This window comes from Paenibacillus sp. Negev47, from assembly GCF_058313655.1.
In genome coordinates, this window is record NZ_CM177754.1 from 6465092 (window position 1) to 6486668 (window position 21577).

Annotated in this window: 18 protein-coding genes; 9 read left to right on the forward strand and 9 right to left on the reverse strand. The window is 47.8% G+C overall.

Translation table 11 applies throughout. The annotated features are described in order from the left end of the window. Positions 1-29 precede the first annotated feature (29 nt). Complete coding sequence (locus AC4G47_RS29005) at positions 30-1343, reverse strand: ABC transporter substrate-binding protein (protein WP_491103980.1); 1314 nt, start codon at positions 1341-1343, stop codon at positions 30-32. Between the two features lie 224 nt (positions 1344-1567). Between AC4G47_RS29005 and AC4G47_RS29010 the strand changes: the two genes are divergently transcribed. The 3 genes from AC4G47_RS29010 (at position 1568) to AC4G47_RS29020 (ending at position 5155) form a co-directional block, all read left to right on the forward strand. Then, on the forward strand, positions 1568-2758 hold the full coding sequence (locus AC4G47_RS29010) for an AGE family epimerase/isomerase (protein ID WP_491103982.1): 1191 nt from the start codon (positions 1568-1570) through the stop codon (positions 2756-2758). Beyond that, a complete protein-coding gene (locus AC4G47_RS29015; protein WP_458124528.1) occupies positions 2755-3939 on the forward strand; it encodes a glycoside hydrolase family 130 protein in 1185 nt (394 codons plus the stop codon). The genes AC4G47_RS29010 and AC4G47_RS29015 overlap by 4 nt, the downstream gene beginning before the upstream one ends. Positions 3940-4078: 139 nt before the next feature. Continuing rightward, the gene (locus AC4G47_RS29020; protein WP_458124529.1) at positions 4079-5155 is read left to right on the forward strand and encodes a substrate-binding domain-containing protein; all 1077 of its coding nucleotides are present in this window, start codon (positions 4079-4081) and stop codon (positions 5153-5155) included. 75 nt (positions 5156-5230) lie between these two features. Here AC4G47_RS29020 and AC4G47_RS29025 read toward each other — a convergent pair whose 3' ends face one another. From AC4G47_RS29025 to AC4G47_RS29035, 3 genes are all read right to left on the reverse strand, one after another. Further along, on the reverse strand, positions 5231-5719 hold the full coding sequence (locus tag AC4G47_RS29025; protein ID WP_491103984.1) for a hypothetical protein: 489 nt from the start codon (positions 5717-5719) through the stop codon (positions 5231-5233). Between the two features lie 575 nt (positions 5720-6294). Then, the gene (locus tag AC4G47_RS29030; protein WP_491103986.1) at positions 6295-7722 is read right to left on the reverse strand and encodes a pectate lyase family protein; all 1428 of its coding nucleotides are present in this window, start codon (positions 7720-7722) and stop codon (positions 6295-6297) included. Positions 7723-8011: 289 nt separating this feature from the next. Beyond that, positions 8012-8527, reverse strand: coding sequence for a DUF2179 domain-containing protein (locus tag AC4G47_RS29035; RefSeq protein ID WP_091012544.1), 516 nt, complete (start codon positions 8525-8527; stop codon positions 8012-8014). Between the two features lie 356 nt (positions 8528-8883). Between AC4G47_RS29035 and AC4G47_RS29040 the strand changes: the two genes are divergently transcribed. Further along, the gene (locus AC4G47_RS29040; RefSeq protein ID WP_491103987.1) at positions 8884-10101 is read left to right on the forward strand and encodes a Leu/Phe/Val dehydrogenase; all 1218 of its coding nucleotides are present in this window, start codon (positions 8884-8886) and stop codon (positions 10099-10101) included. Positions 10102-10560: 459 nt separating this feature from the next. Here the strand turns inward: AC4G47_RS29040 and AC4G47_RS29045 are convergent, their stop codons facing one another. Together AC4G47_RS29045 and AC4G47_RS29050 are read right to left on the reverse strand one after the other, a co-directional pair. After that, the gene (locus tag AC4G47_RS29045; RefSeq protein ID WP_491103988.1) at positions 10561-12228 is read right to left on the reverse strand and encodes a hypothetical protein; all 1668 of its coding nucleotides are present in this window, start codon (positions 12226-12228) and stop codon (positions 10561-10563) included. A 1-nt stretch (position 12229) separates the two neighbouring features. Then, positions 12230-13015, reverse strand: a complete 786-nt coding sequence (locus AC4G47_RS29050; RefSeq protein ID WP_491103989.1) for an ABC transporter ATP-binding protein — start codon at positions 13013-13015, stop codon at positions 12230-12232. Between the two features lie 182 nt (positions 13016-13197). Between AC4G47_RS29050 and AC4G47_RS29055 the strand changes: the two genes are divergently transcribed. The 5 genes from AC4G47_RS29055 to AC4G47_RS29075 are packed head-to-tail and all read left to right on the forward strand — an operon-like array spanning position 13198 to position 17878. Then, positions 13198-14037 (forward strand): carbohydrate ABC transporter permease, encoded by an 840-nt coding sequence (locus AC4G47_RS29055; protein WP_491103990.1) that lies wholly within the window; start codon positions 13198-13200, stop codon positions 14035-14037. Between the two features lie 17 nt (positions 14038-14054). After that, a complete protein-coding gene (locus AC4G47_RS29060; RefSeq protein ID WP_458124536.1) occupies positions 14055-15302 on the forward strand; it encodes an extracellular solute-binding protein in 1248 nt (415 codons plus the stop codon). Positions 15303-15335: 33 nt separating this feature from the next. Then, positions 15336-16202 (forward strand): carbohydrate ABC transporter permease, encoded by an 867-nt coding sequence (locus AC4G47_RS29065; protein WP_491103991.1) that lies wholly within the window; start codon positions 15336-15338, stop codon positions 16200-16202. After that, positions 16199-17116 carry a ComEC/Rec2 family competence protein gene (locus AC4G47_RS29070; protein WP_491103992.1) on the forward strand — a complete coding sequence of 306 codons (918 nt, stop codon included), beginning with the start codon at positions 16199-16201 and terminating at the stop codon, positions 17114-17116. The genes AC4G47_RS29065 and AC4G47_RS29070 overlap by 4 nt, the downstream gene beginning before the upstream one ends. Before the next feature lie 45 nt (positions 17117-17161). After that, on the forward strand, positions 17162-17878 hold the full coding sequence (locus AC4G47_RS29075) for a GntR family transcriptional regulator (protein ID WP_491103993.1): 717 nt from the start codon (positions 17162-17164) through the stop codon (positions 17876-17878). 83 nt (positions 17879-17961) lie between these two features. Here AC4G47_RS29075 and AC4G47_RS29080 read toward each other — a convergent pair whose 3' ends face one another. The 3 genes from AC4G47_RS29080 to AC4G47_RS29090 all read right to left on the reverse strand — a co-directional run bounded on the left by AC4G47_RS29080 (position 17962) and on the right by AC4G47_RS29090 (position 21499). Then, on the reverse strand, positions 17962-19470 hold the full coding sequence (locus AC4G47_RS29080; RefSeq protein WP_491103994.1) for an RICIN domain-containing protein: 1509 nt from the start codon (positions 19468-19470) through the stop codon (positions 17962-17964). A gap of 361 nt (positions 19471-19831) precedes the next feature. Next, positions 19832-20461, reverse strand: coding sequence for a PepSY domain-containing protein (locus tag AC4G47_RS29085; RefSeq protein WP_491103995.1), 630 nt, complete (start codon positions 20459-20461; stop codon positions 19832-19834). A gap of 237 nt (positions 20462-20698) precedes the next feature. Beyond that, on the reverse strand, positions 20699-21499 hold the full coding sequence (locus AC4G47_RS29090) for a PepSY domain-containing protein (RefSeq protein ID WP_491103996.1): 801 nt from the start codon (positions 21497-21499) through the stop codon (positions 20699-20701). Between the last annotated feature and the right edge of the window lie 78 nt (positions 21500-21577).

Below are 21577 nucleotides of genomic sequence, written 5' to 3' on the forward strand. Positions count from 1 at the left end.
TACCGCCAGATCCACTCAGGTCATTCTCGTTATTTCGTGAGTTCTGCTCTTGCTTTTACCCACTTGTCGTTCAGATCTTTCATGATGTCGTCATACGATTCCTTGCGGTTCCCAATACCTGCTTCGATAATGCGTTTCTTGAAGTCAGGCTGCCAGAGGCCGATCTCACCTTCGTTATCGATCTTGTCGACCAGACCTTCCTGACCTTCTTTTGCAGGTGTAAGCGTGGAGAATTTCACATCTTTATACTGATCCAAAATCGGTGGCAATTCAGCATTCTTGTCTGCATCCATACCGCCGCCCTGTTCAACTGCGTAGTTCGATTTCGCCAGGAACCAGTCAATCCAGGCTTTGGCAGCAGGTTTGTTCTCACTGTTCACGTTCATGCCGATGTTATAGTCGGCGGAGAGAGGAACTACAACCTCACTTGCATTGGTTGGGAAAGGTAAGAATCCAATGTCGTCCGGGTTATCCGTCATCCCTTGGATCTGTGTGATCGCCCAAGAGCCCAGTGCCATTGTAGCAATTTTGCCTTTGGCGAGATCCGCTTTGGAGCTTTCCCAGTCGGTTGTCGTTGGATCTTTCTCAATTAGACCGTTCTTGGCTGCATCATAGAGCACTTTATATAGTTCATAGTGCGGCTGACCAGGCACAAAGTTCTCATCTGTGTTCGGTTGGTCCACGTTAACGTAATCCACACTGCCTGCAACTGTTGGCAGATCCGATTCCCATTGGGTTAATGCCCAGCCAGATGCATAGTTGGTGTAAAGCGGAACCGCATCTGTATTGTCTTTGACCAGTTGAAGCGCAGCCTGGAATTGCTCCGGTGTTTTTGGAATTTCCATAATGCCTGCTTCTTTGAAGACCTGTTTGTTATAAATGATTCCGGAGAACGTGATCACGGTAGGAATACCGTAGACCTGACCATCCACCATGCGTTCTTCAATGGCGGTGTATTTGTCTTTCAATTCATCGTACGTGCCGAGCGGCTCGAAAAAGTCCGGGATATCTGCGATCGGAACACTGGTCGGAATCATCAGTACATCACCATAATCCTTGGTGCTCATACGGATTTTCACTTGTCCTTCGTAGTCGGCCAGCGCCTGAAAGTTTACTTTTACATCGGGATATTCCTTGTTGAATTCTGCCGCGTAGTCTTTGAACACGGTATCCACAATATCTGTCCGTTGCGTCAGAACGGTTATTTCACCTTTGATATCTGCCGGATCTGTACTGATCTCCTCCCCTGCCTGCGAAGATCCACCTCCGGATGAACATGCAGCAAGTAGTGAAGTGATGAGCAGCATCGTCAGCAACATCATCCAACCTTTGTTTTTTCTCAATTGTTTCGACCCCTTTCTTAAATTTGTTAAGTTATCGTTAAGGTTACAAAATGAATTCTATTATGGTAACGCTTACCTGTCAATTTATTTATTTATAACCTAACAATAAAAATTGCGAGGTAATTCGTTGACATCTGTTTTTCAGAGCACTAATATTGTTTAATAAAGTTACCGTTAACTTAACGAATCGAGATTGATGTAACACGTTGAAGGAGTGCTCACTTATGAATACCAAAACAACCCAACTCCAATCTGAGATGAAGGAACATTGGGAAAAGCAGATTTTACCCTTCTGGTCCAACCTCAAAGATACAACCCACGGTGGATTCTACGGCTGGGTCGGCAATGATCTTCAGGTTAATCAACAGGCACCCAAAGGCGGGATCGCCACGGCACGGCAACTCTGGTCTTTTGCAGCAGCGTATCGGGTTACCGGAAACGAGAGATGGCGCGAGCACGCTGAACATGCATACCGTTTTCTCGCCGATCATGTGATGGATACCGAATATGGCGGCATGTACTGGATGGTAGATTACACAGGGGAAGCGCTGGACACGAGCAAACATGTGTATACGCAATCATTCGGCGTGTATTCACTCAGTGAGTACTATCGTGCTACCGGGGATGCTTCTGCATTGGAACTTGCGAAAATGCTTTTCGCTCTAATCGAGGACAAAGGTCTGGATGCCGAACTACCTGCGTACAAGGAACAATTTGATCGCACATGGAAGGAACAGCCCAATGAAATGCTGAGCGAAAATGGGGTTATTGCGGACTACACAATGAATACGCATATCCATGTGCTGGAGGCCTACACCACGCTCTATCGAGTGTGGCCGGATCAACAAGTGAAGGCGGCACTGGGACGCCTGCTCGGAATTTTGTATGAACGCGTGTATGACCAAGACACCAAGTTTCTCGGGGTATTTTTCAACAAACAGTGGGAATCCATCATCGATCTGCGCTCGTTCGGACATGACATTGAAGCCAGCTGGCTGATCGACGAAACGTTAAAAGTGCTGGGGCTGGAACAACATCCGGAGTATGCAGCGATGGTAACAGATATTGCCTATAACATCTCCAATGTAGCCGTGAATGCTGATGGTTCCCTGCTAAATGAACAAGAAGGTGAACATATCGATGAGAAGCGAATTTGGTGGGTTCAAGCCGAGGCGATGGTCGGTTTCTATAATGCATATCAGCGTACAGGTGATCCACTGTTTCTGGAGAGAGTGGAACGCCTGTGGAGATATACGAAAGAAAACATCATAGATCAGCGCGCTGGTGGGGAATGGTACTGGTCGGTTGATGGGAACGGCACACCGGATCAGAGCGAAATTGCCGGACCGTGGAAATGTCCGTATCACAATAGCAGATTCTGTATTGAACTAATCGAGAGGATGGGATCAGAATGATACACCCGAAATACAAGGAGTTACTGGAGAAACAGGAGCAGCTGCTTACTCGCCCCAATGAGATCAATTCTTCCTTCTACAACGGCGTATATGATCGGTATCAATATCCGGTAATCACTCGCCATCATGTACCGCTGCATTGGAGATTCGATCTGGATGAGACGACCAACCCGCATTTCATGGAGCGTCTGGGCATTAATGCGACGCTGAATCCGGGAGCCATCTATTTCAATGGCAAATACGTCATGGTTATTCGTACCGAAGGATTGGATCGCAAATCGATCTTCGCGCTCGCCGAGAGTGACAATGGCATCGACGGATTCCGATTTACAGGTAAACCATTAGTCTGGGAAGATATTGATGCGGATGAAACCAATCAATATGATATGCGCTTGGTTCAACATGAGGATGGCTGGATCTATGGCATCTATTGCTCGGAACGCAAAGACCCGGAAGCACCTGCATTTGACACGTCCAGCGCAGTGGCACAGGCAGGACTGGTTCGGACACGAGATCTCACAAGCTGGGAACGGTTGCCCAACATAACAACGAATTCCCCTCAACAGCGCAATGTCGTATTGCACCCGGAATTCGTGGATGGAAAGTATGCCTTCTACACCCGTCCACAGGACGGATTCATCTCAACAGGCAGCGGCGGCGGAATTGCCTTCGGTCTGTGTGAGGATATATTGAACCCGGTCATTCATGAAGAGACGATTATCGACGAACGGCAATATCATACGGTCTATGAGGTCAAAAATGGCCAGGGCCCTGCTCCGCTCAAGACGGATCGTGGCTGGATTCACATTGCTCACGGGGTTCGGAACACCGCGGCAGGCCTGCGTTATGTGTTATACACCTTCGCTACGGATCTGAATGATCCGGCGCGTATTATCGCCAAGCCGGGCGGCCACTTCATTGCCCCTTATGACGATGAGCGTGTAGGCGATGTATCCAATGTTATTTTCTGCAATGGTGCTGTAGTCAACGAAAATAATGAGGTCTTTATCTATTACGCATCCAGTGATACCCGCTGTCATGTGGCAACAACCACGCTGGAAAAACTAGTCGATTATACGTTCAATACACCGGCTGATCCATATCGTTCACTGGACTGTGCCAGCCAGCGGGGTCAGCTGATAGAACAGAATGAGAAGCTTTTACAGAAACAATTGACATAACATCGCTGTAGCAACCTTTCATGCAAACCTGAAATATGCTGAAAATAGCGAAACAACAGTCAGAATGGCTTTATTCCAAGTTGGTAACGATGTATACTGATATGGATTGTTATTATGTATGGAGAAAGCGCTCATCATAATGACAGCACATTGTGCCTATACCGGCTTGAAGGAGGCGACCATACTGAAGAACAATATCACCATGCGGGATATCGCCGACAGGCTCGGGGTCAGCAGTGTGACCGTCTCGAAAGCATTGAATGATAAAGATGGCGTGAGTGGCGAATTAAAGGAAAAAATTAAAGTGCTTGCTGTTGAAATGGGCTACCGGTATAATGCTGCTGCCCGTTCCATGAAGGAAGGCTTAACCCATAATATTGGCGTAATTATCCCGGAGCGTTTTACCGGGCCTACGCAGTCGTTCTATGTACGCGTGTTCCAGCGCATCACCAAACATCTGGAGGAACAGGGCTATTACGGCATTCTGCATATTCTGAATGTGGAGGATGAGGAAGAGTTAACGCTTCCCAAGCTATACAGCGATAACAAGGTTGATGGTTTCATCGTGCTTGGACAGATCAGCAAAGAGTATATTGAATTGGTGCGATCAATGGATGTTCCCAAGATGTTTCTCGACTTCTACGATGAACATTCGGATATCGATTCCGTCGTTACCGATAACTTCTACGCTGCCTATGAACTGACGAACTATTTGGTTCAGCAGGGTCACCGTAACATTGCTTACGTGGGGAACCTGTATTCCACAAGCAGCATTCAGGACCGATTCCTCGGATATTACAAATCCTTGCTGGAACATCGGTTGCCGATGAATCCGGATCTGGTTCTGGATGATCGGGATGAACGGGGTACGTTTATTGAGATTGATCTGCCCGAGCAGCTGCCAACGGCCTTTGTATGCAACTGTGATCAGGTCGCTCATCTACTGGTTCAAAAACTGACTTCCATGGATATTCAGGTACCTGGCCAATGCTCTGTTGTTGGTTTTGATAATGATATCTATGCCATGCTCTCCGATCCCAAGCTGACAACCGTCGAAGTGGATGTGGAACAGATGGCACGCACGGCAGTTCAGTCCATGCTCAAGAAGATCGACAACCCGAACCGCAGTTTCGGTCGTGTACACGTGAAAGGCAACATCATCTATCGTGAATCGGTAAGTGCTGCGTCTGCCTCATCAGATACCATGGATATCTGAATTAAAAAATGAAATGAATGAACACAGATGACTGGCCTCTATCTTACTGGCCAGTCTTTTCTGATGCATCGGAGCTTAAAGACGGCGACGATCTGTTGAATCCATCAAAAATGTAGTCGTTCTCCAAATCGAGAGGATGAGGATCAGCTCATACACATTGGTTAAAGTTCCACTTTCCACTGGCAGGGAGATTAACTGCCCTACAAACAACAATGCAGTCCCAACAAACAGCCATACCCATTTATGTTTGAAAAGAACGATCAGACTAACAAATAAGAGTACAATCCCCACGATGATAACCATCATCGGCGGACCTCCATGACCTTCTGCCATATACCTCAGTACTCCATACTCTTCTATAACAGTGAGATTTTTAACCTCCGATATAGTAAAGCCTACAATCTGGTAGAAAACCAGACCCAGTGTTATCAGCCATGCTGCCACATTCGTTATACTGTTATTCGCAAACTTGGCACCTGAGCTACGCAAGATATGTTGGCTCACAAGAATAAGGGTAGGGGTAGCACAGGCATGTAGCCAAAATCGAAGGCTACTGAGAACCATTAGCGGTTCCCCTTCCCCTATTATATTACCTAGAGCAAGAATTCCATTATCATATGCCAAGCTGAACGCTACGAATAACTGAAAACTGGAATACGACAGCCATTGCTTCCTCTGGGTCAAAACGACGGTCATCCGAATAACAAGTATCAAATAAACAAGAGTAAGTGCGAAGTATATCCATACATCCAAGCTGCTTCACCATCCCTATATCCAGCCCTATCAGACAGAAACGGCTGTTCTAATCTAATAAATTATATTTACCGGTAAGTAAAATTACAAGGTGAATTTGTATAAATGGATAATTTGTCATAAATTACTCACAGAGGTAATCAAGATGAATAACGGATTTACAACGTTCACCCTGAAGACCAAAACATGCTGTAAATGATTCACCCTTACAAAGAATCATTCTTCAAACGGCCGCCAAACTGTTTATGGGGTTGATTCATATAAAAAGAGTACTCCCGGCTATCGTAGCTGCAGGAGCACTCTTTTCTTTGTTTGAAGAATGAAAAAGCAACAGGTTACTCTGATGCCCCCTCACTTTGTTCTCAGAATTTAAATCACATCATCGTCTAATAACTTGTCTTCAACCAATTATCCTTGGACCAGGTCAATTTACCAGAACCTGCGCCATTGGAAGCGGTGAGACGTGCATTCAGCGTGGATGGGTCATCCACCTGATAGTTGTAAGGGAGTGACGTGAAGCCGTTCCAGGAGAAGGGTTTTACCACGGCCGGGATCGGTGCAAGCGGACTGCCGGATGTATCACTGCTGCCTCGGAACGAACTTCCATCGAGAGAATACATGGTATCGGTCACTCTGATTTTGCCAGTATAGTTGGCATCGGCGGGATCAGTCTGATTGTTGCGAACAGGATACAGAACATCCTTGATGACTGAATTCTCGATCAATACGGCTCCGCTCTCTGTGGAGATTGCCCCATTGCCAATGATATCGAACTTATAGCCTTTGGACGCAATCGCTGTTGACATCGCGGTGGTGATTTTGGCTTTGGCGGCACGTGCTCCGGTTGCATCCATCACAATATTATAGGCATGTGCGTTACCTCCGCGGAGACGTGGCATCCGGTCCTGAATATCCTTGTACAGGTTATGGTGCAGCGTCATGGACAGATTGGCGTTAGCCGACTCCAGACTGGTGGAACCGACCAGATGTCCTTTCTTCTGCGGTCCAGAGATAGCGATAATGTCTGCTTTGCTGAGACCAACCGCACTGCTGCGCAGGTAGTTGTACATGGGATAGGAAGCCTTGTTTGCTTCCAATTCATTGATCTGCTGGGTAACCCAGCTATTTGAGCTGCCGTCATCCCCTTTGAAGAGGGACCAGGAGATGGTCACGCCGCTGGTTCCTTTTTTCGAATCGACGAGTCCGTCATAAGCTTTATTGAATGTGCAGTGGTCAATCCATACGTTGCTGCTCTCTTCCAGGGTAATGTAATCCCAATCGTTCTTGTCATAGTCGCCTTTGGTAGATTCATCCCATTCCCATAACTCATCGAATTCCAGGTTGCGGATAATGACATTCGAGCTTCGTTTCACACTGATCGCAACGTGTTTGATTTTGGAACCGTTAGCGGAGAAAATCGTGAGTCCGTTGAAACCATCAATGGTGAGCTTACTGACACCTGTCTGTTTCAATACGGGATGCGTCAACGCATCATTATGCTTGGCAAAAGGAGATGTCTTCGCTGCACTCGGAATTTCATTCCATCCCAGATTCAGATCGTTCATGATCTCGACGACTTTGACACCGGAGTTCTTTTTCAGAGCCAACGCCAGATCGGTCGCATTATACACTTTCTTATATGTGGATGTGTTCGATTCACTGATGATCCCGCCACCTGCGTTTCCTTGGGAGAAGCCTGTGAGATTGTAGTCTGCGTTACCCGCTGCCTGTACACTTGCCGGTCCCGACAATAAAGTTAACCCCAACGTCAGAGCCAAGGCTGTGCTGCATAAACTTCGAAATTTGATTTTCATCGATTCCATTCCTCCCGAAATATAATGATTATATTCGCCCATCGCTGCCATGCCGTGTTACGAAGGACATGTTCTCAATGTAAATGTTGAAAGCGATTACAACAATAATCCCTATCTCACATGTAGGCGGGAATGGCTGGTACGGCAAGGGATTGTACTATAAGCAACCTTGAATCGTACGGAGTTAACTTGGGGAGTAAGGTTTCAGAGATACGTTAGGCAACAAGAAAATTTCGGATGGGATGAAACTAAAAAAGCAGGACTGCATCTGCTGCAGACCTGCTCGATTTTACTTTTTAATGGAACGTGTCCAGAAGCCGCCATGGAACTGTTTGGGCTCTACGGTGATGACAAATGCTTTGGGGTCCAGACTGAGAATCGTCTGATAGAGCAGTTTCTGGTTCTTTCGTTTCGCCAGAATCTCCATCACGAGCCGATCTCCGTCACGTCCACTACCCACCCAGGCCGTAACGCCGTACCCTTTGTCCCGCAGGGCATTCGCAACGTTGCTTCCCATCTGGTTACAGATGACTTTAACGGTAACGTAACCGAGGGCAATCTTCTCTTCGATCCAGGCCCCAAGTAACACACCGAGTCCATAACCTACCGCGTAGACGATCAGGGCAGAAGGTTGGGTTAGATACTTGAGCACCAGATTCAGACCGAGTACATAGATCACAATCTCACCCATGCTGATCAGAGCGGCGATATATTTCTGTCCTTTGAGTGTCAGAATCATCCGTAATGTATAAGCCGATACGTATACAATCTGGATCAAAAAGATAAATACCAATATTTTAAACAATCACAATCCCTCTTTCCTGGCCTTCACAGCTAACTCGGCCCTCTGCTGCATATTCTCAACGACTTCGTTTCATCCACGCTTCCTGTATGTTCGTTCTATCTCCATCATTGGACGTTATGCCCTCATTCTAAACGGTTGAATGTAAATCCGTAGGCATTTTCTGCTCTCCGGCATGCCGGAACTGCCATTATAGAACCGTTTGTACCGATTATCAACCCGGCGGAGGTCCCAGGGTCGAAAACCGATGCCTGTGAATATGTTATATCATCATATAGCCGAGCACGATCGCGCAAGATAGCAGGTTAGAACCAGATTAGAACCAGGTTGGATTGGTCAAAACAGAAGGGGGTACCGTCATGCAGTTATGGCAGGAGATGGAGCGGGAAGGCATGGAGGAACTCATTTTTTGCCATGATGCAGATAGTGGATTGAGGGCAGTCATTGCCATTCATAGCACGGCCCTTGGACCTGCGCTGGGCGGATGCCGTTACTGGACGTATGCGTCCGAAGATGTAGCTGTTCGGGATGCCGTAAAGCTTGCCAAAGGCATGACGTACAAAAATGCAATCTCTGGACTACCGTACGGCGGTGGAAAAGTGGTCATATGGGATGTACCTTTTGCGAAGAATGCAAAACCGGATCAAGGTAGTCACGGGTCTCCGAGCGTTGAGCATGTCGCTGGAGACTTAGAGGTAGAGCAGCAAGAGCGCGTTGCCTCTGAACGGAAAGTCGCTGCTGATCAGGTGACATTTGATAAAGATAAAAGCCTGGATAATGACGTATCCAGGCGGGCGCAGCGCTTCCGTGCACTGGGACGTTGTCTGGAGCGGCTGAACGGGCGGTACGTGACCGGTCTTGATCTGGGTACAACGGCGACAGACATGGACCAGATCCGAATGGAGACCGCACATGTGACGGACACCACCGGTTCACTTGGGGCGCAGGATGACTTCACTGCCGAGATGACCGCCTACGGCGTACACATCGGCATTGTGACCTCGCTGCGCCAGCAAGGCATTGCATCCTTGCAGGGCATACCCGTTGCCGTCCAGGGACTGGGCAAGGTCGGGTATGCCCTGTGCCGTTACCTGCATGCAGCCGGGGCACGGCTCATTGTGGCAGACGTTGTACCGGAGCGTGTACAACGTGCCCTTGTGCAGTTCAGCGGCGCCATCTCGGCCGATCCGGCCCATATCCACGCCGCTGACTGCAAGGTCTTCGCCCCCTGTGCCCTGGGGGGCGTACTGACCCCGGCAACGGTGGAGGAGCTGCGCTGCTCCATCGTTGCCGGGGCGGCCAACAACCAGCTGAGTGAACGACAGCTGGTTGCAGGCCGCATGCAGGCGCGCGGCATTCTGTACGCGCCTGATTATGTGCTGGGTGCAGGCGGAATCATCTCCACCGCCTGCGAGCTGGAAGGCGCCGGGCCTGACCTGATCCGCCAGAACGTGGCGGGGATTGCAGGCACGCTGAGCAAGGTATATGCAGAAGCTGCGCAATCTGCAATCATCTCCACAGCGGATGCAGCCGATCGGCTGGCAGAATCCACCCTCCGATCGGGCCAACAGAAATAGATCCCCACACCGCCACCAAATTATATTCACACCTCCAACACATTCTCCATTACTCTAGGTGAAAGAGAACCTCCTTGCCTTACTCCATACTAACGAATCGGATACACGCTATTTGCCCCCCTTAGCATGGATCTAATATCTAACAAATCACAGCGACGCTATTTTGCCTAATTTGGTCCTTTTTCGAGCTAAACGGCTACTTTTCGGAAGGAGAGCGTTCCTCAGTTTCGTTAGCGCTACGACAAGGGTTTCCCTGGAGTAGATCACCTATCAAAAAGAGCTAACCTCGACATCAACGTCAAGGTTAGCTCTTCTTTATTCTTCCGATACTCTTGCCCTTTGGCTCTTTTGTTCCATCGCTCTTTATAGGAACTGCATTAGTTTTCATGTAACTGTTCCTCTTGTTGCATGCACCCTCTTGTTCGTGCTTACTATTACTCTTACTATCATACGCTATTCTTAAACTGCGACCGACCTCTTCTCCGCTGTCTTCTTCACCCGATATAATAAGGTCCACATGAGCACATTGACCACAATCAGAATCGCGCCATAGATCCAGATGCCCCCTGACACCGAACGGAAAAAGACATGAACTCCCCATAGCATGGCGAGCACAGGTAGGGCGGCAAATACATACCAGCTATCACTTTGCTGCGCCACACTGAAAGATTGAGAGAATGGCGGCTTACGCAACAACAACTTGCCTGCTAACGGGATAAGCGCCATAGCGGTCAGCAGAATTATCGCAATATCCGGCAGAATCCGTAGCCCAAATGTCCAGGTGAACACAAGGGCATTCACCACAAATACAGGCAGGAACATATTGCACAAGAACGCCTTCAGCGCACCTTTATATAACGCGCTATCATTCGCCATCGGTGCAGCGCGAAAGGTCCAGAACGCCTTGTATTGTCCCGAATATTTCAGCATGACCACAACCGTTACAACCAGCATCAGCACGATGTAAAAAGTGTATACAAACGAAGTTTGCCTAAACTCCGCCCAGGTGGACGATTGCAACTCGGTGAACCAGAATACATAAGGCAACACGAATGATAGACCAAGCGATGGATACACCTTCAGCTTGAATTCCCGTTCATTGCGCATCATGCTGGCCGATAGACGGAAGCAAGCCTGCTCCTCTCTGGAACGGCTGACCAGCTTGGAGATCCAACGATCCCACGTTCCGCGTCTGCGTCCGGAAGACTGACCCGAGTGTGCCATTTTCTCCAAATACAACTCGAAGGAAGGCATAAGCTTCACATAGATGGCCATGCTTACAACGGGAACAACCACAGCCATTGCAGAGAAGGTATATATCCAGACGTTCCCGTCTCCGGTGAACAACCATTCAAATACAGCCGCATACCATAACGGAGGCAACAGTAATTGCCACCAAGCGGGGGTGAATACCATATCAAAGTCAATAATACTGAACGAACGAATCACTAGCTGATAACCAATCGCGATTCCAACCGATAGCAGAATCTGCACCATGTTGATCATATCCTTCAGCTTCTCGCCATCCAGAAACTTCATCATAAACAGATAGTTCAAAGACGTTGTCACCAGAATCAGCATGTTGATCAGAATTAATTCCACGAGGAAGATCAGGAAGAATCCGATCCCATGCGTAATTAACCCGGCAATTAGCGGTACGCCTGTTAATGAACCCGTCAGCAGTATTAGATAGACACCAGCATGTATGGCTCGGGCCATCCCCACCGTTCGCCCATTAACGGGCTTTGTCATGATAATATTGCGATCCCGGATGTCCAAGAGCACAGAGGAAAAGTCCGAAATCATGGACGTCATGATCATAAACATTAATATACCGAACACAAGACCCATCTGAAGCATGAAATGCCCCGTATCCCACACAACAAAGGGCACCATCAACAGTCCCATTAATCCATACAACCACAGGGAACGAAGAAACTGATTTCCGTCCTTGTTCTCCTTTTTCGCTGAGTTTGATGACAAAATGGTAGGCACTCTGCGCTGATCCATCTGGAATTTCACTCGCAAAATCAGGCGAAGCACATCATAATCCGCCCCTGTTCTAGCGATGATTGGCCGAAAGCGATCCAGGATCTTCAGCGTGCGGAAGTCGGAGGATTCCTCCATATTAGTACACCTCCTGCACAATCGATACAAAGCGCTCAGCAATGACTTTGTGCTCATTGAAGCCCGTCAATTGATTGAATACTTCCTCCAGTGTGCCTTCCATGGACTGTTGCTGGAGCTGCTTGAATGTACCATCTGCTACCACTCGCCCTTCAGCAATCAATACGATTCGACTGCTGATCTTCTCCACCACATCCATGATGTGGGACGAATAGAAGATGGTCGTACCTTTGGCTGACAACTGCGACAAAATTTCCTTTACCACCATCACACTATTGGCATCCAATCCGCTGAGCGGTTCATCCAGGAACAACAGATCCGGGTCATGCAGCAGCGCAGAGATCAACAGCACTTTCTGACGCATGCCTTTGGAGAAGGATGCAATGCGGGAATGATATGATTTTTCCAATCCAAAACAATCCATCAATAGCTTGGCTTTGTAATCCGCATCTTCATAGGACAGGCCATACAATTCCCCCGTGAATGTCAGATACTCCGCAGGCGTTAATTGTTCGTACAATTCCGCCACCTCCGGGACATACCCGATTCTGCGTTTATATTCCACATCACCGTTCGCGATATCCTTGCCAAAGATTCGAACCGTGCCTACATATCCTTCAACCAGCCCGAGTAAAATCTTGACTGTCGTACTCTTGCCAGCCCCATTCGGACCAATATAACCAATCATCTCTCCGCGATTCACTTCCAGATCAATGCCGTTCAGCACATAACGACCGTTGTACCGCATACGCAAGCCTTCAATTGATAGTACTTGTTCTCCACTCACTTCGTTATCCAGCTCCTATCTCTATGTATTTCTACAATTCTACTAGTTTACCACAGTTTGGATATCGGGACAGAAATCCTCTCCTAATTAACACTACTTAATATTTCGATGATATTCAGCTAATAAATCAAATCTATAGTAGTCGTATAGACGTCTAGACATATGAGGGGAAGGAGAACAGATTGAACAGATTAAATGTAAGTCTAAAATACGGAACTTTCATGGTTTTACTCCTATGGACGCTGTTTCCGATCTATTGGATGCTCGTCATTGCTACCCAGAAATCGTCTGATTTGTTTGCTAAAGTATCCATATTTCCGCAATCCATAACACTGGAACATATATTCCGTATTTTTACGGAAGACAACTACATCCAGCCCATGTTCAATAGTTTCGTGATCACAATCAGCTCGATGTTGATCGTACTGGCTTTGGGATTGACCTCTGCATATGTACTTGGACGCAGAACCTTCCGAAGTCATTTCAAAATCTTCAAAAACTCGCTCATGATCTGGATTTTGCTGGTTCGTGTCTTGCCGCCGATTACGTTTGCACTGCCACTGTACATCATGATGAACGACGCAGGACTGCTGAATACAAAGATTCCGATTATCATCGCGCATGTCCTGATGAATATCCCTCTCGTCATTTGGTTTATGATGGCATTCTTCTACGGTGTTCCAGGTGAAATCGAGGAAAGTGCGCGGATCGATGGTGCATCTGAATTTATGATTTTTTACAAAGTGATGCTGCCGCTGGTGTTGCCGGGGATTGCTGCCGTGACGATCTTGTCCTTCATGGCATCATGGAATGAATATCTGTACAGTGTAATCTTCATCCAAAGCCCTGACAGTTTCACCATTCCACTCAAACTCGCCACACTGAACAGCGAGCAGGAACTGACAGAGTGGGGTAAGGTAGCGGGCGGCGGTCTGGTATCTGTGCTGCCAGTACTGCTGACAGCCATCTTCTTGCAGAAACATCTAATTAGCGGCTTAACCGCCGGTGCAGTTAAAGAATAGGGAGATGTGAGAGAAAAATGAGAAAAAAGATGTCGTATATGCTGAGTATGTTGTTAACAACGGCGGTACTGTTCACCGGATGTCAATCTCAGGAACAGGCTGCTGGACAAGGTTCAAGTCAAGGAACAGATAAGCTGGTCATTGCGGCAAGAGGTGGTTCCCATGTCGATGCGATGAATGCAGTTAAGGCATCTTTCGAGACAGAACACAATGTGAAGATCGATATTATCGGGCTGGAATCCGCTGATTTGAAGCAAAAGGTATCCCTCGATGCGAAGAATAAAAATGGCGCATATGATCTGATTATGGCGGATGATCCGTGGATGCCACAATTCAGTGAAGCAAACATTTTTGCCAAACTGTCTGACCTCGGAATCAAGGAAGACACAGACTTCGAAGAGTCCTCCCTCGCCCTTGGGAAGTCCCCGTATGCTACAGGAGATCTGTATGCACTTCCTTTCTCCGGCAACGTGCAGCTGTTCTTCTACAATCAAGAACTGCTGAAGAGCAATAACTATGATGTTCCGGAAAACTGGGCAGACGTGCTTGAGATGGCCAAGGCCATTCATGCGAAGGATGGAACTGCTGGCTACGTCATTCGCGGTCAGCAGGGTAACCCGATCGTATCCGACTTCCTGCCGTTGTTCTGGGCACAAGGCGGACAGATCTTCGACGATAATTGGAAAGCACAGATTGACTCTGACGCCGGTCGGCAAGCGTTAGATACCTATATCGGCCTGCTCGCTGTAGGAGAAAACTATGAGAACACCGACATTGTCGGATCCGTGTCGGAAGGCCGTGCAGCGATGGCTCTCGGCTGGCCATCCTGGTTCATCAAAGGTGAAACCGCCAGTGCGGATTATGCTGTAATCCCGTCCAAGGCCTCATCTGACGCTCAATCCGTTCCTACAGGCATGATCGGCAACTGGATGATGGGTGTAGCTGCCAACTCTCACAATCCGGAACTTGCCGCTGAGTTCCTGTCATTCATCACCAGCAGTGACACGCAGAAGCAAATGGTGGAACATGGTGGTGTGCCTACTCGGAAAAGTGTCTATCAGGACGCTGAACTTACTGCAAAGTATAAACATTTCCCCGTTATGCTGGAGGCATTACAGAACTCGGTAGCAAGACCACGAACAGCAAAATGGTCACAAGTAGAAGAAGCTCTCGGTGCTGAATTGTCCGCTGCTATTGCAGGAACCAAAACCGTGGATAAGGCACTATCAGATGCAAACAAGGCAATGAATGACATCATGCAATAAGAGGTTCATTCAATCTAAAGGAGTGGACTGAACTTGGCTAGTAAACGAGGCTTTCAATGGGCGATGCTGGCACCAGTAACCTTGTTATTGATCTGTGTCACCGTTTTCCCGTTGATCTACACGATTACGAACAGCTTCACCGATTATTATTACTTGGCGAGCGATGCGAAGGAGTTCATCGGGTTAAGCAATTATATGAAGATTATTCAGGATGAACAGTTTCTTCAAGCCGTCTGGAATACGATTAAATTCATGCTTCTGGCCGTTTCTATTGAAACGGCTCTGGGGCTTGGGATTGCCGTGCTTATCGAGAGCATGAGACGCGGACAAAAGGTGCTGCGGATCACGATGCTCATTCCGTCTTTATTGCCACCGGTCACAGTGGCGTTAATCTGGCAAATGATGCTCAGCAACCATAACGGGGTTATTAATCATCTGCTCCACTGGTTTGGCGTAGGACCGTTCAATTTCCTAATGGACATTAACATTGCCTTCAATGCCATATTGTTTATTGATATTTGGCAATGGACACCGTTCGCTTTCCTGCTGCTATATGCCGGGTTACAATCGGTTCCACGCTCACAATATGAGGCCGCAAGAGTAGACGGAGCAGGCAAAATGCGAATTTTCCTTCACATTACATTACCGAATATGTTGCCGACCCTGTTCATGGTCATTTTACTTCGGACCATCGATACGTTCCGGTTATTTGATAAAGTGAACATCCTGACTGGCGGCGGGCCAGCGAATTCCACGACGACGATTACACAGTATATCTACAAGCAAGGTGTATACAACCTTCAAATTGGGTACGGAGCTGCAGCATCAGTCATTATGGTACTGCTGGTTCTGGTGTTCTCCGTGTTCTACATTAAACGTTCGATGGGAGGAACGGAATGAAGTGGTTTATCGATTTTCTTAATGTAGGTTTTGGTGAGGCAACGGTCATTCGGCGGATGGAGGAGAACTGCACCTACTGCCTCGTGGTAGACGGCGGGGATGTGGACCCAATGACCAACCCTCGCCGGTGTAGCCTCGATCAATACCTTCGGGAGTATGAGATTGAGAAGATTGACGTGCTGGTCCTGACCCATTTTCACAAAGATCATATCGGTGGAGTGCTTCCCATTCTGGGTCATGTCCCTGTTGAAGAGGTCATCCTGCATATCCCATTACCGGAACATGTACAGAAAAGCGGATTAAATGATTTTACCACGCCAATTCTGGGTTCGCTCTCGCTATATGCATCCATCCTCAACCTGCTGGAGGAACTAAGCATTACAGTGACTCAGATCCATGAGCCTTTTACCATTATTGAGGGTGATATGGCGTTCCGAATCCTCATGCCAAGCCATCACAGATTGAGGCAATTGGCAGAAGAATTGGAGCTGCTGGACGTAACCAATCTGGATCTTCAGGAGGAGAGATTGACCGCTATCGACCGCATGCTGAATCACACATCCTTAGCTGTATTAATTAAGAATAAAGAAAACTCAAAAGCACTGCTCACCTCGGATGTAGGCGTTGATTTTTGGAAGCCCTACGATGACGAGATTGGGCAAATTCACACCCTGCAAGCACCACACCATGGTGATACTAGCCATCTATCCGAAGCATGCCTTCATCATTGGGCGCCACAAGTGGTTATTATCAGTGCAGATGATCAAGGGACCTATCAGCTTCCACATCCGGGGATGGAGTCGTTGGTTCACGAGCATTCCGAAGCTAAACTCTATTACACGGAGGCAGCGTCCAGCACGCATCGGATTATCCGTGTAGATGCAGTGGAAGGAACGTTACAACTGGTTGAATAAATCAATCATAAATTATAAAATTTACAGGAATTGAGGTCTGAATAATTGAGTGGTTACCAGCACATCAAGCAGGAATTGGAAATGATGATCGAAAACAAAATATGGAATGTAGGCGAGAAACTGCCCTCCGAATATGAGCTCGCCAAACATTTTAGTGTCAGCAGAGAGACACTGCGCTCAGCGATCAAGCTATTGGAGCAGGATGGCAAGCTGCTCGTCAAGCATGGGGTCGGCACCTTTGTGATCAAACCACTACCCGGTATCCCTAGTCGGCTGGAGTTTCTTCAGAGCATCGGAACCATGATCAAGTTGGCGGGATTGACCGAAACGGATAGCAAGGAAATGATCGGAGAGGTAGATTGCATGGAGGAATGGGCGAAGGCGCTGAACATCGAAGAGGGTTCCCAGGTTGTGAAGGTGGAGCGAATTCGATATGCAGATGGAGAAGCCGTGACCTACTCCGTTAATATTATGCCTAAGGACTTGGTAGGAGATGCTTTTGAACGTGCAGACTTCTCGGGTTCCTTGTTCAATTTTCTGGAGAAAGAATGTAGTATCCATATTGCCAAAGCAGACACGGAACTGGTTGTTCCTCCTAACAAGGACAAGTATGTTGAGAGATTGAAGAATCATCAGGAAGAGACTCCGGTTCTTCTTATGAAACAATTGCATTACGACCAGCAGAACCGGGAAGTACTGTATTCCTATGATTATTTGAGAAGTGATGTCTTCCAGTTCTGGATTCGCCGAGAACGCAAGTGAACGAGTGCGGTCATCATCGATAAGACCCTTATCCGCATATGAATGGGATGAGGGTCTTATCCATGTCTTATTAATGGGTTTAATTATTGCATCTTAACAATCTGGAAGTGCTGATTCGTGCCGCCATTATCGGTCCACTGGATGGCTGCTGCTCCATCTGCCAAGGATTGACTGGAGATGTCCAATACTTTGCCGGTACTGCGGTTCTTCAATTTATAATACCCTCCACCTACATGGACGGGCTGCCATTGTTGGCTGGCCCAACCACCATCGTTCCATTGTTCAATGACAGCCCCATCGGTTGTGGCACCATTCTCCACCCCAATCAGTTTGCCGCTGGAACGGTTGATGATTTTGACATAGCCGCCACCCGCATCGGTAATCTGCCATTGTTGACTTGTCGTCCCCCCATCTGATCGCTGCTCCAGATCCGCACCATTAGCAGCGGAACCACCAATAACATTTAGCAGTTTGTTACTCTTACGGCTAATCAGCTGATATGACGCATTCGGGTCCCATACATCCGGTGTACTCACTCCAGTCACAGTCCCTGTTGCTGTATCTATCGTAATACTGCTGGCCCAGCTCATCGCCAGACTGGTTGCGCTCGGGAACGAGAGGGGCAGCCAGATATACTTGGAATCCTGTACAGGTCCGCTCCAGGCACCCGCCCAGCGATCACCCAGGTAGAGATAGGATGTGGTCTGTGAACCTTCTACCGGAACAACATAGGTCGATTGGGAACCATATGTTGTGCTGTCACCGAAGTTGCTGAGACCGCTCCATGTACCTGTAATGCTGGAGGCTGTGGCATATTTGGCCTGATTCGGATTCCAGCCAGTCGCACCCGAAGTGATCAGGAAGTAAACACCGTCCTTTTTGAACATAGCAGGCGCTTCACGATATTGTCCGGGCCACAGTGTTGTGACAAGCGATTCCACTCCCAGGAAATCCGGGGTCAGCTTATATATATTCAGATCGGCATTCACTCGGGTCGCAGAGATTAGATAAGCAGTTCCGTTATCGTTGTACACCGTCATATCTCTGGAGTCATAGCCAAGCGGGCGGTAACTGCCCACATACGTGTAATTGCCATCAACCGTATTAGAAGTAGCTACGGCCACTCGGGCCTCCCCATAATCCAGACCATTCTCCTTGTGCATCCAAAGCACATATTTGCCGGTAGCACTGTTGTAGATGACCTTCGGGCGTTCGATGTTGGAGATATTTAGCTCGGCTGCCGAGCTGCTGGTGAGCACATCATTGCGATACTCCCAGTTCTTCAGATCCGATGAACGATACACGGACACGGCCTTGAACGTTCCATTCGCATTGCGGTTCTCCCCAAACCAGTAATAATACCCGTTTGTCTTGATCATCCCGCCCCCATGGGCATGAACAACATTGCCATTGGTATCCTTGAACTGTACCCCGTTCGTTACACTGAGCGGAGCAGCTGACGCATTCGGTCCGGGTGTAAGCAGCATGCCTATGGATTGAAGCGCCAAGAGCACAGCAAACAGATAACGCAAGCGGCGGGTAAAGCGACGTGAATGTGTATTCTTTTTTAACCATCCATCGTTCATAGCCATATCGTAATGCACCTCCATGTTTTTAGTGAAGCGCTTACATAAAATTAAATCGATATGTCTCATCTGCCTCCGATCGATGATGCATTTTAGCATTAGAATTCTTGGCAAGACTAGCTGGGCTTCACCTCCCTGACTCTGATTGTATGCGCCACGTCCCTGCTCGCATAGTGAACAATCTGGCGGAACATGTACAATTTCATACTCCGCTCTCTCCATAGACAGCAAAAAGACGCTTCCCCCGAAGCGTCCTCTGCTATACCTGCCCTGCCCTCCATAATTTAACTTGTCTCTGGCTGTGTGTGGCTGATCGCGGGCAGGTGCATGATATGATGTTTTATCGGCGTATACTCGCCCTTATTGCTTAATCTTCGTCGTCAAAATCCTGGTCGAACGAAAACACTTTGCCTGTATTGGCATCGATATCTACATCCGCTTCACCTTGAGCGGTTCTCAGCTCGATCTCATACACATAGCGACCATCATCATGATCCAGCTCGACTTTGGTTACTTTACCACCTGTCACCTGCTTCAATGCAATGTTTGAAGCTTGGGATGCCGTCAATTTGACCTGCTTGGAAGCAGAGGTGTTAGATGTGTTGCCTGTTACAGTACCTTGATAATCATCGTCATCATCGTAGTCTTCATCATCCACAACTGCAAGGATTTTACCTGTGTAGGCATCCAGACGAACGACAACATCATCGGTTCCTTTTCTGTCGATCTCAATTTCATAGAACGTTTGGCCGTTTCTGCGCTCCAGATCCACGTCATCCACTTTACCATCGGCTGCTTTCAACGCTAGCGCTTTCGCTTGTGATGCATTCAGCATTTTGCCTGTGCTGTTCTGATTCTGTGTTACGGATTGTGTCGTTGACGTTGGTGTAGTTTGCACCGATTGTCCGTTCACATTCCCGCTAGCCGCTACGGCTGATCCACCAAGTAATACCGCTGCCGACAAGCTACCAATCCAAAGTTTATGTTTGTTCATCATCATCATTCATCTCCTCGTTTGTTGTTTTCGTTCTCGTCTACATTTATAGAATAACCTGCAGGAATGAGAGATCAGCGAGAGTTAGATTAGAATTTGATGAGAAAATGAGGAGAGTGCTCATTTAACAGATGTTCATTATCCATGTAATCTAAACTAAATGAAAAAGATGACCCCTAAATTAGGAATCATCTGTTCAACAAGGTGAAACTATATATTCAATGGATTCCTGTACAAGTGTTAATCCTCGTCCTCATCCCAAGTCACGGAACGAATCACTCCCGAGATGGCATTCACTTGCACAATGGCCTCCCGGCCATCCTCCAGATCAATTTCAACCAGGTAATACGGATTGCCACTATTGGTTCCACGAAGTTCGATGTCGTCCACTTCTCCCGGGACCTCGGCAAGTGCCTTCTGCTTCGCTTGCTTTTCGCTCAGAAACTGAGGCTTGGGATCTTCCTTCGCCGGTTCAGTTGTCGGTGCTGCTATTGTTTTGGAGGATATCGTCTCTCCGGTATATGGATCAATCGTGAGTTCTTCACGGCTGTTATCCTTTGCCTTCACTACCGCGGTGTATACCGGACTGCCTTCTTGCTCCACAAGTTCAAGGGAGACCAATTGGTCATCCGTTTGTTGTTTTAACAGCGCCGTCTTGATCTGCTCGCGGCTCCATAACGTCTTCTCTTCCGCTTGCGGATTGGACTCCAGTCGTTTGATGGAGTTCACAGTGGCTGTAACGGCATCCACTTGCACGTCATACAGTCCGGTCTCCGAGCGAAGCTGCATGATGTACGTCCCATCCTTCAACGTAGAATTCACAATCTCCCCTGGATATTGATCCAGTACGGATTGAGCTGCTGCATCTGCCGTAAGCACTGCACCAGTCGATTGCCACGGCTTCCACCAAGCAACAGCTGCCACAATCAGGACAACGAGAAGCCCTGCACCCCACCATATGGATCTCCGCGATTTTGCCCATCCGCTGTTCCTTTGTTCTTCCCGTTTCATTTCCGGTGGTCGCTGCTCATGCTCTGTCATCACGTTTCCCCCTATGCGCTCTCTTATCATCCCCAGTTGATCTGATGCTTATCAGTATATAAGAGAAGAATGAGAATT

What these genes read in the sequence shown, in the direction of transcription:
- AC4G47_RS29040 (WP_491103987.1), top strand. Translation starts at nt 8,884, where the DNA reads ATGCAGTTATGGCAGGAGATGGAGCGGGAAGGCATGGAGGAACTCATT.
- AC4G47_RS29070 (WP_491103992.1), top strand. Translation starts at nt 16,199, where the DNA reads ATGAAGTGGTTTATCGATTTTCTTAATGTAGGTTTTGGTGAGGCAACG.
- AC4G47_RS29085 (WP_491103995.1), bottom strand. Translation starts at nt 20,461, where the DNA reads ATGATGAACAAACATAAACTTTGGATTGGTAGCTTGTCGGCAGCGGTA.
- AC4G47_RS29045 (WP_491103988.1), bottom strand. Translation starts at nt 12,228, where the DNA reads ATGGAGGAATCCTCCGACTTCCGCACGCTGAAGATCCTGGATCGCTTT.
- AC4G47_RS29010 (WP_491103982.1), top strand. Translation starts at nt 1,568, where the DNA reads ATGAATACCAAAACAACCCAACTCCAATCTGAGATGAAGGAACATTGG.
- AC4G47_RS29015 (WP_458124528.1), top strand. Translation starts at nt 2,755, where the DNA reads ATGATACACCCGAAATACAAGGAGTTACTGGAGAAACAGGAGCAGCTG.
- AC4G47_RS29060 (WP_458124536.1), top strand. Translation starts at nt 14,055, where the DNA reads ATGAGAAAAAAGATGTCGTATATGCTGAGTATGTTGTTAACAACGGCG.
- AC4G47_RS29090 (WP_491103996.1), bottom strand. Translation starts at nt 21,499, where the DNA reads ATGACAGAGCATGAGCAGCGACCACCGGAAATGAAACGGGAAGAACAA.
- AC4G47_RS29030 (WP_491103986.1), bottom strand. Translation starts at nt 7,722, where the DNA reads ATGAAAATCAAATTTCGAAGTTTATGCAGCACAGCCTTGGCTCTGACG.
- AC4G47_RS29020 (WP_458124529.1), top strand. Translation starts at nt 4,079, where the DNA reads ATGACAGCACATTGTGCCTATACCGGCTTGAAGGAGGCGACCATACTG.
- AC4G47_RS29080 (WP_491103994.1), bottom strand. Translation starts at nt 19,470, where the DNA reads ATGGCTATGAACGATGGATGGTTAAAAAAGAATACACATTCACGTCGC.
- AC4G47_RS29025 (WP_491103984.1), bottom strand. Translation starts at nt 5,719, where the DNA reads ATGGTTCTCAGTAGCCTTCGATTTTGGCTACATGCCTGTGCTACCCCT.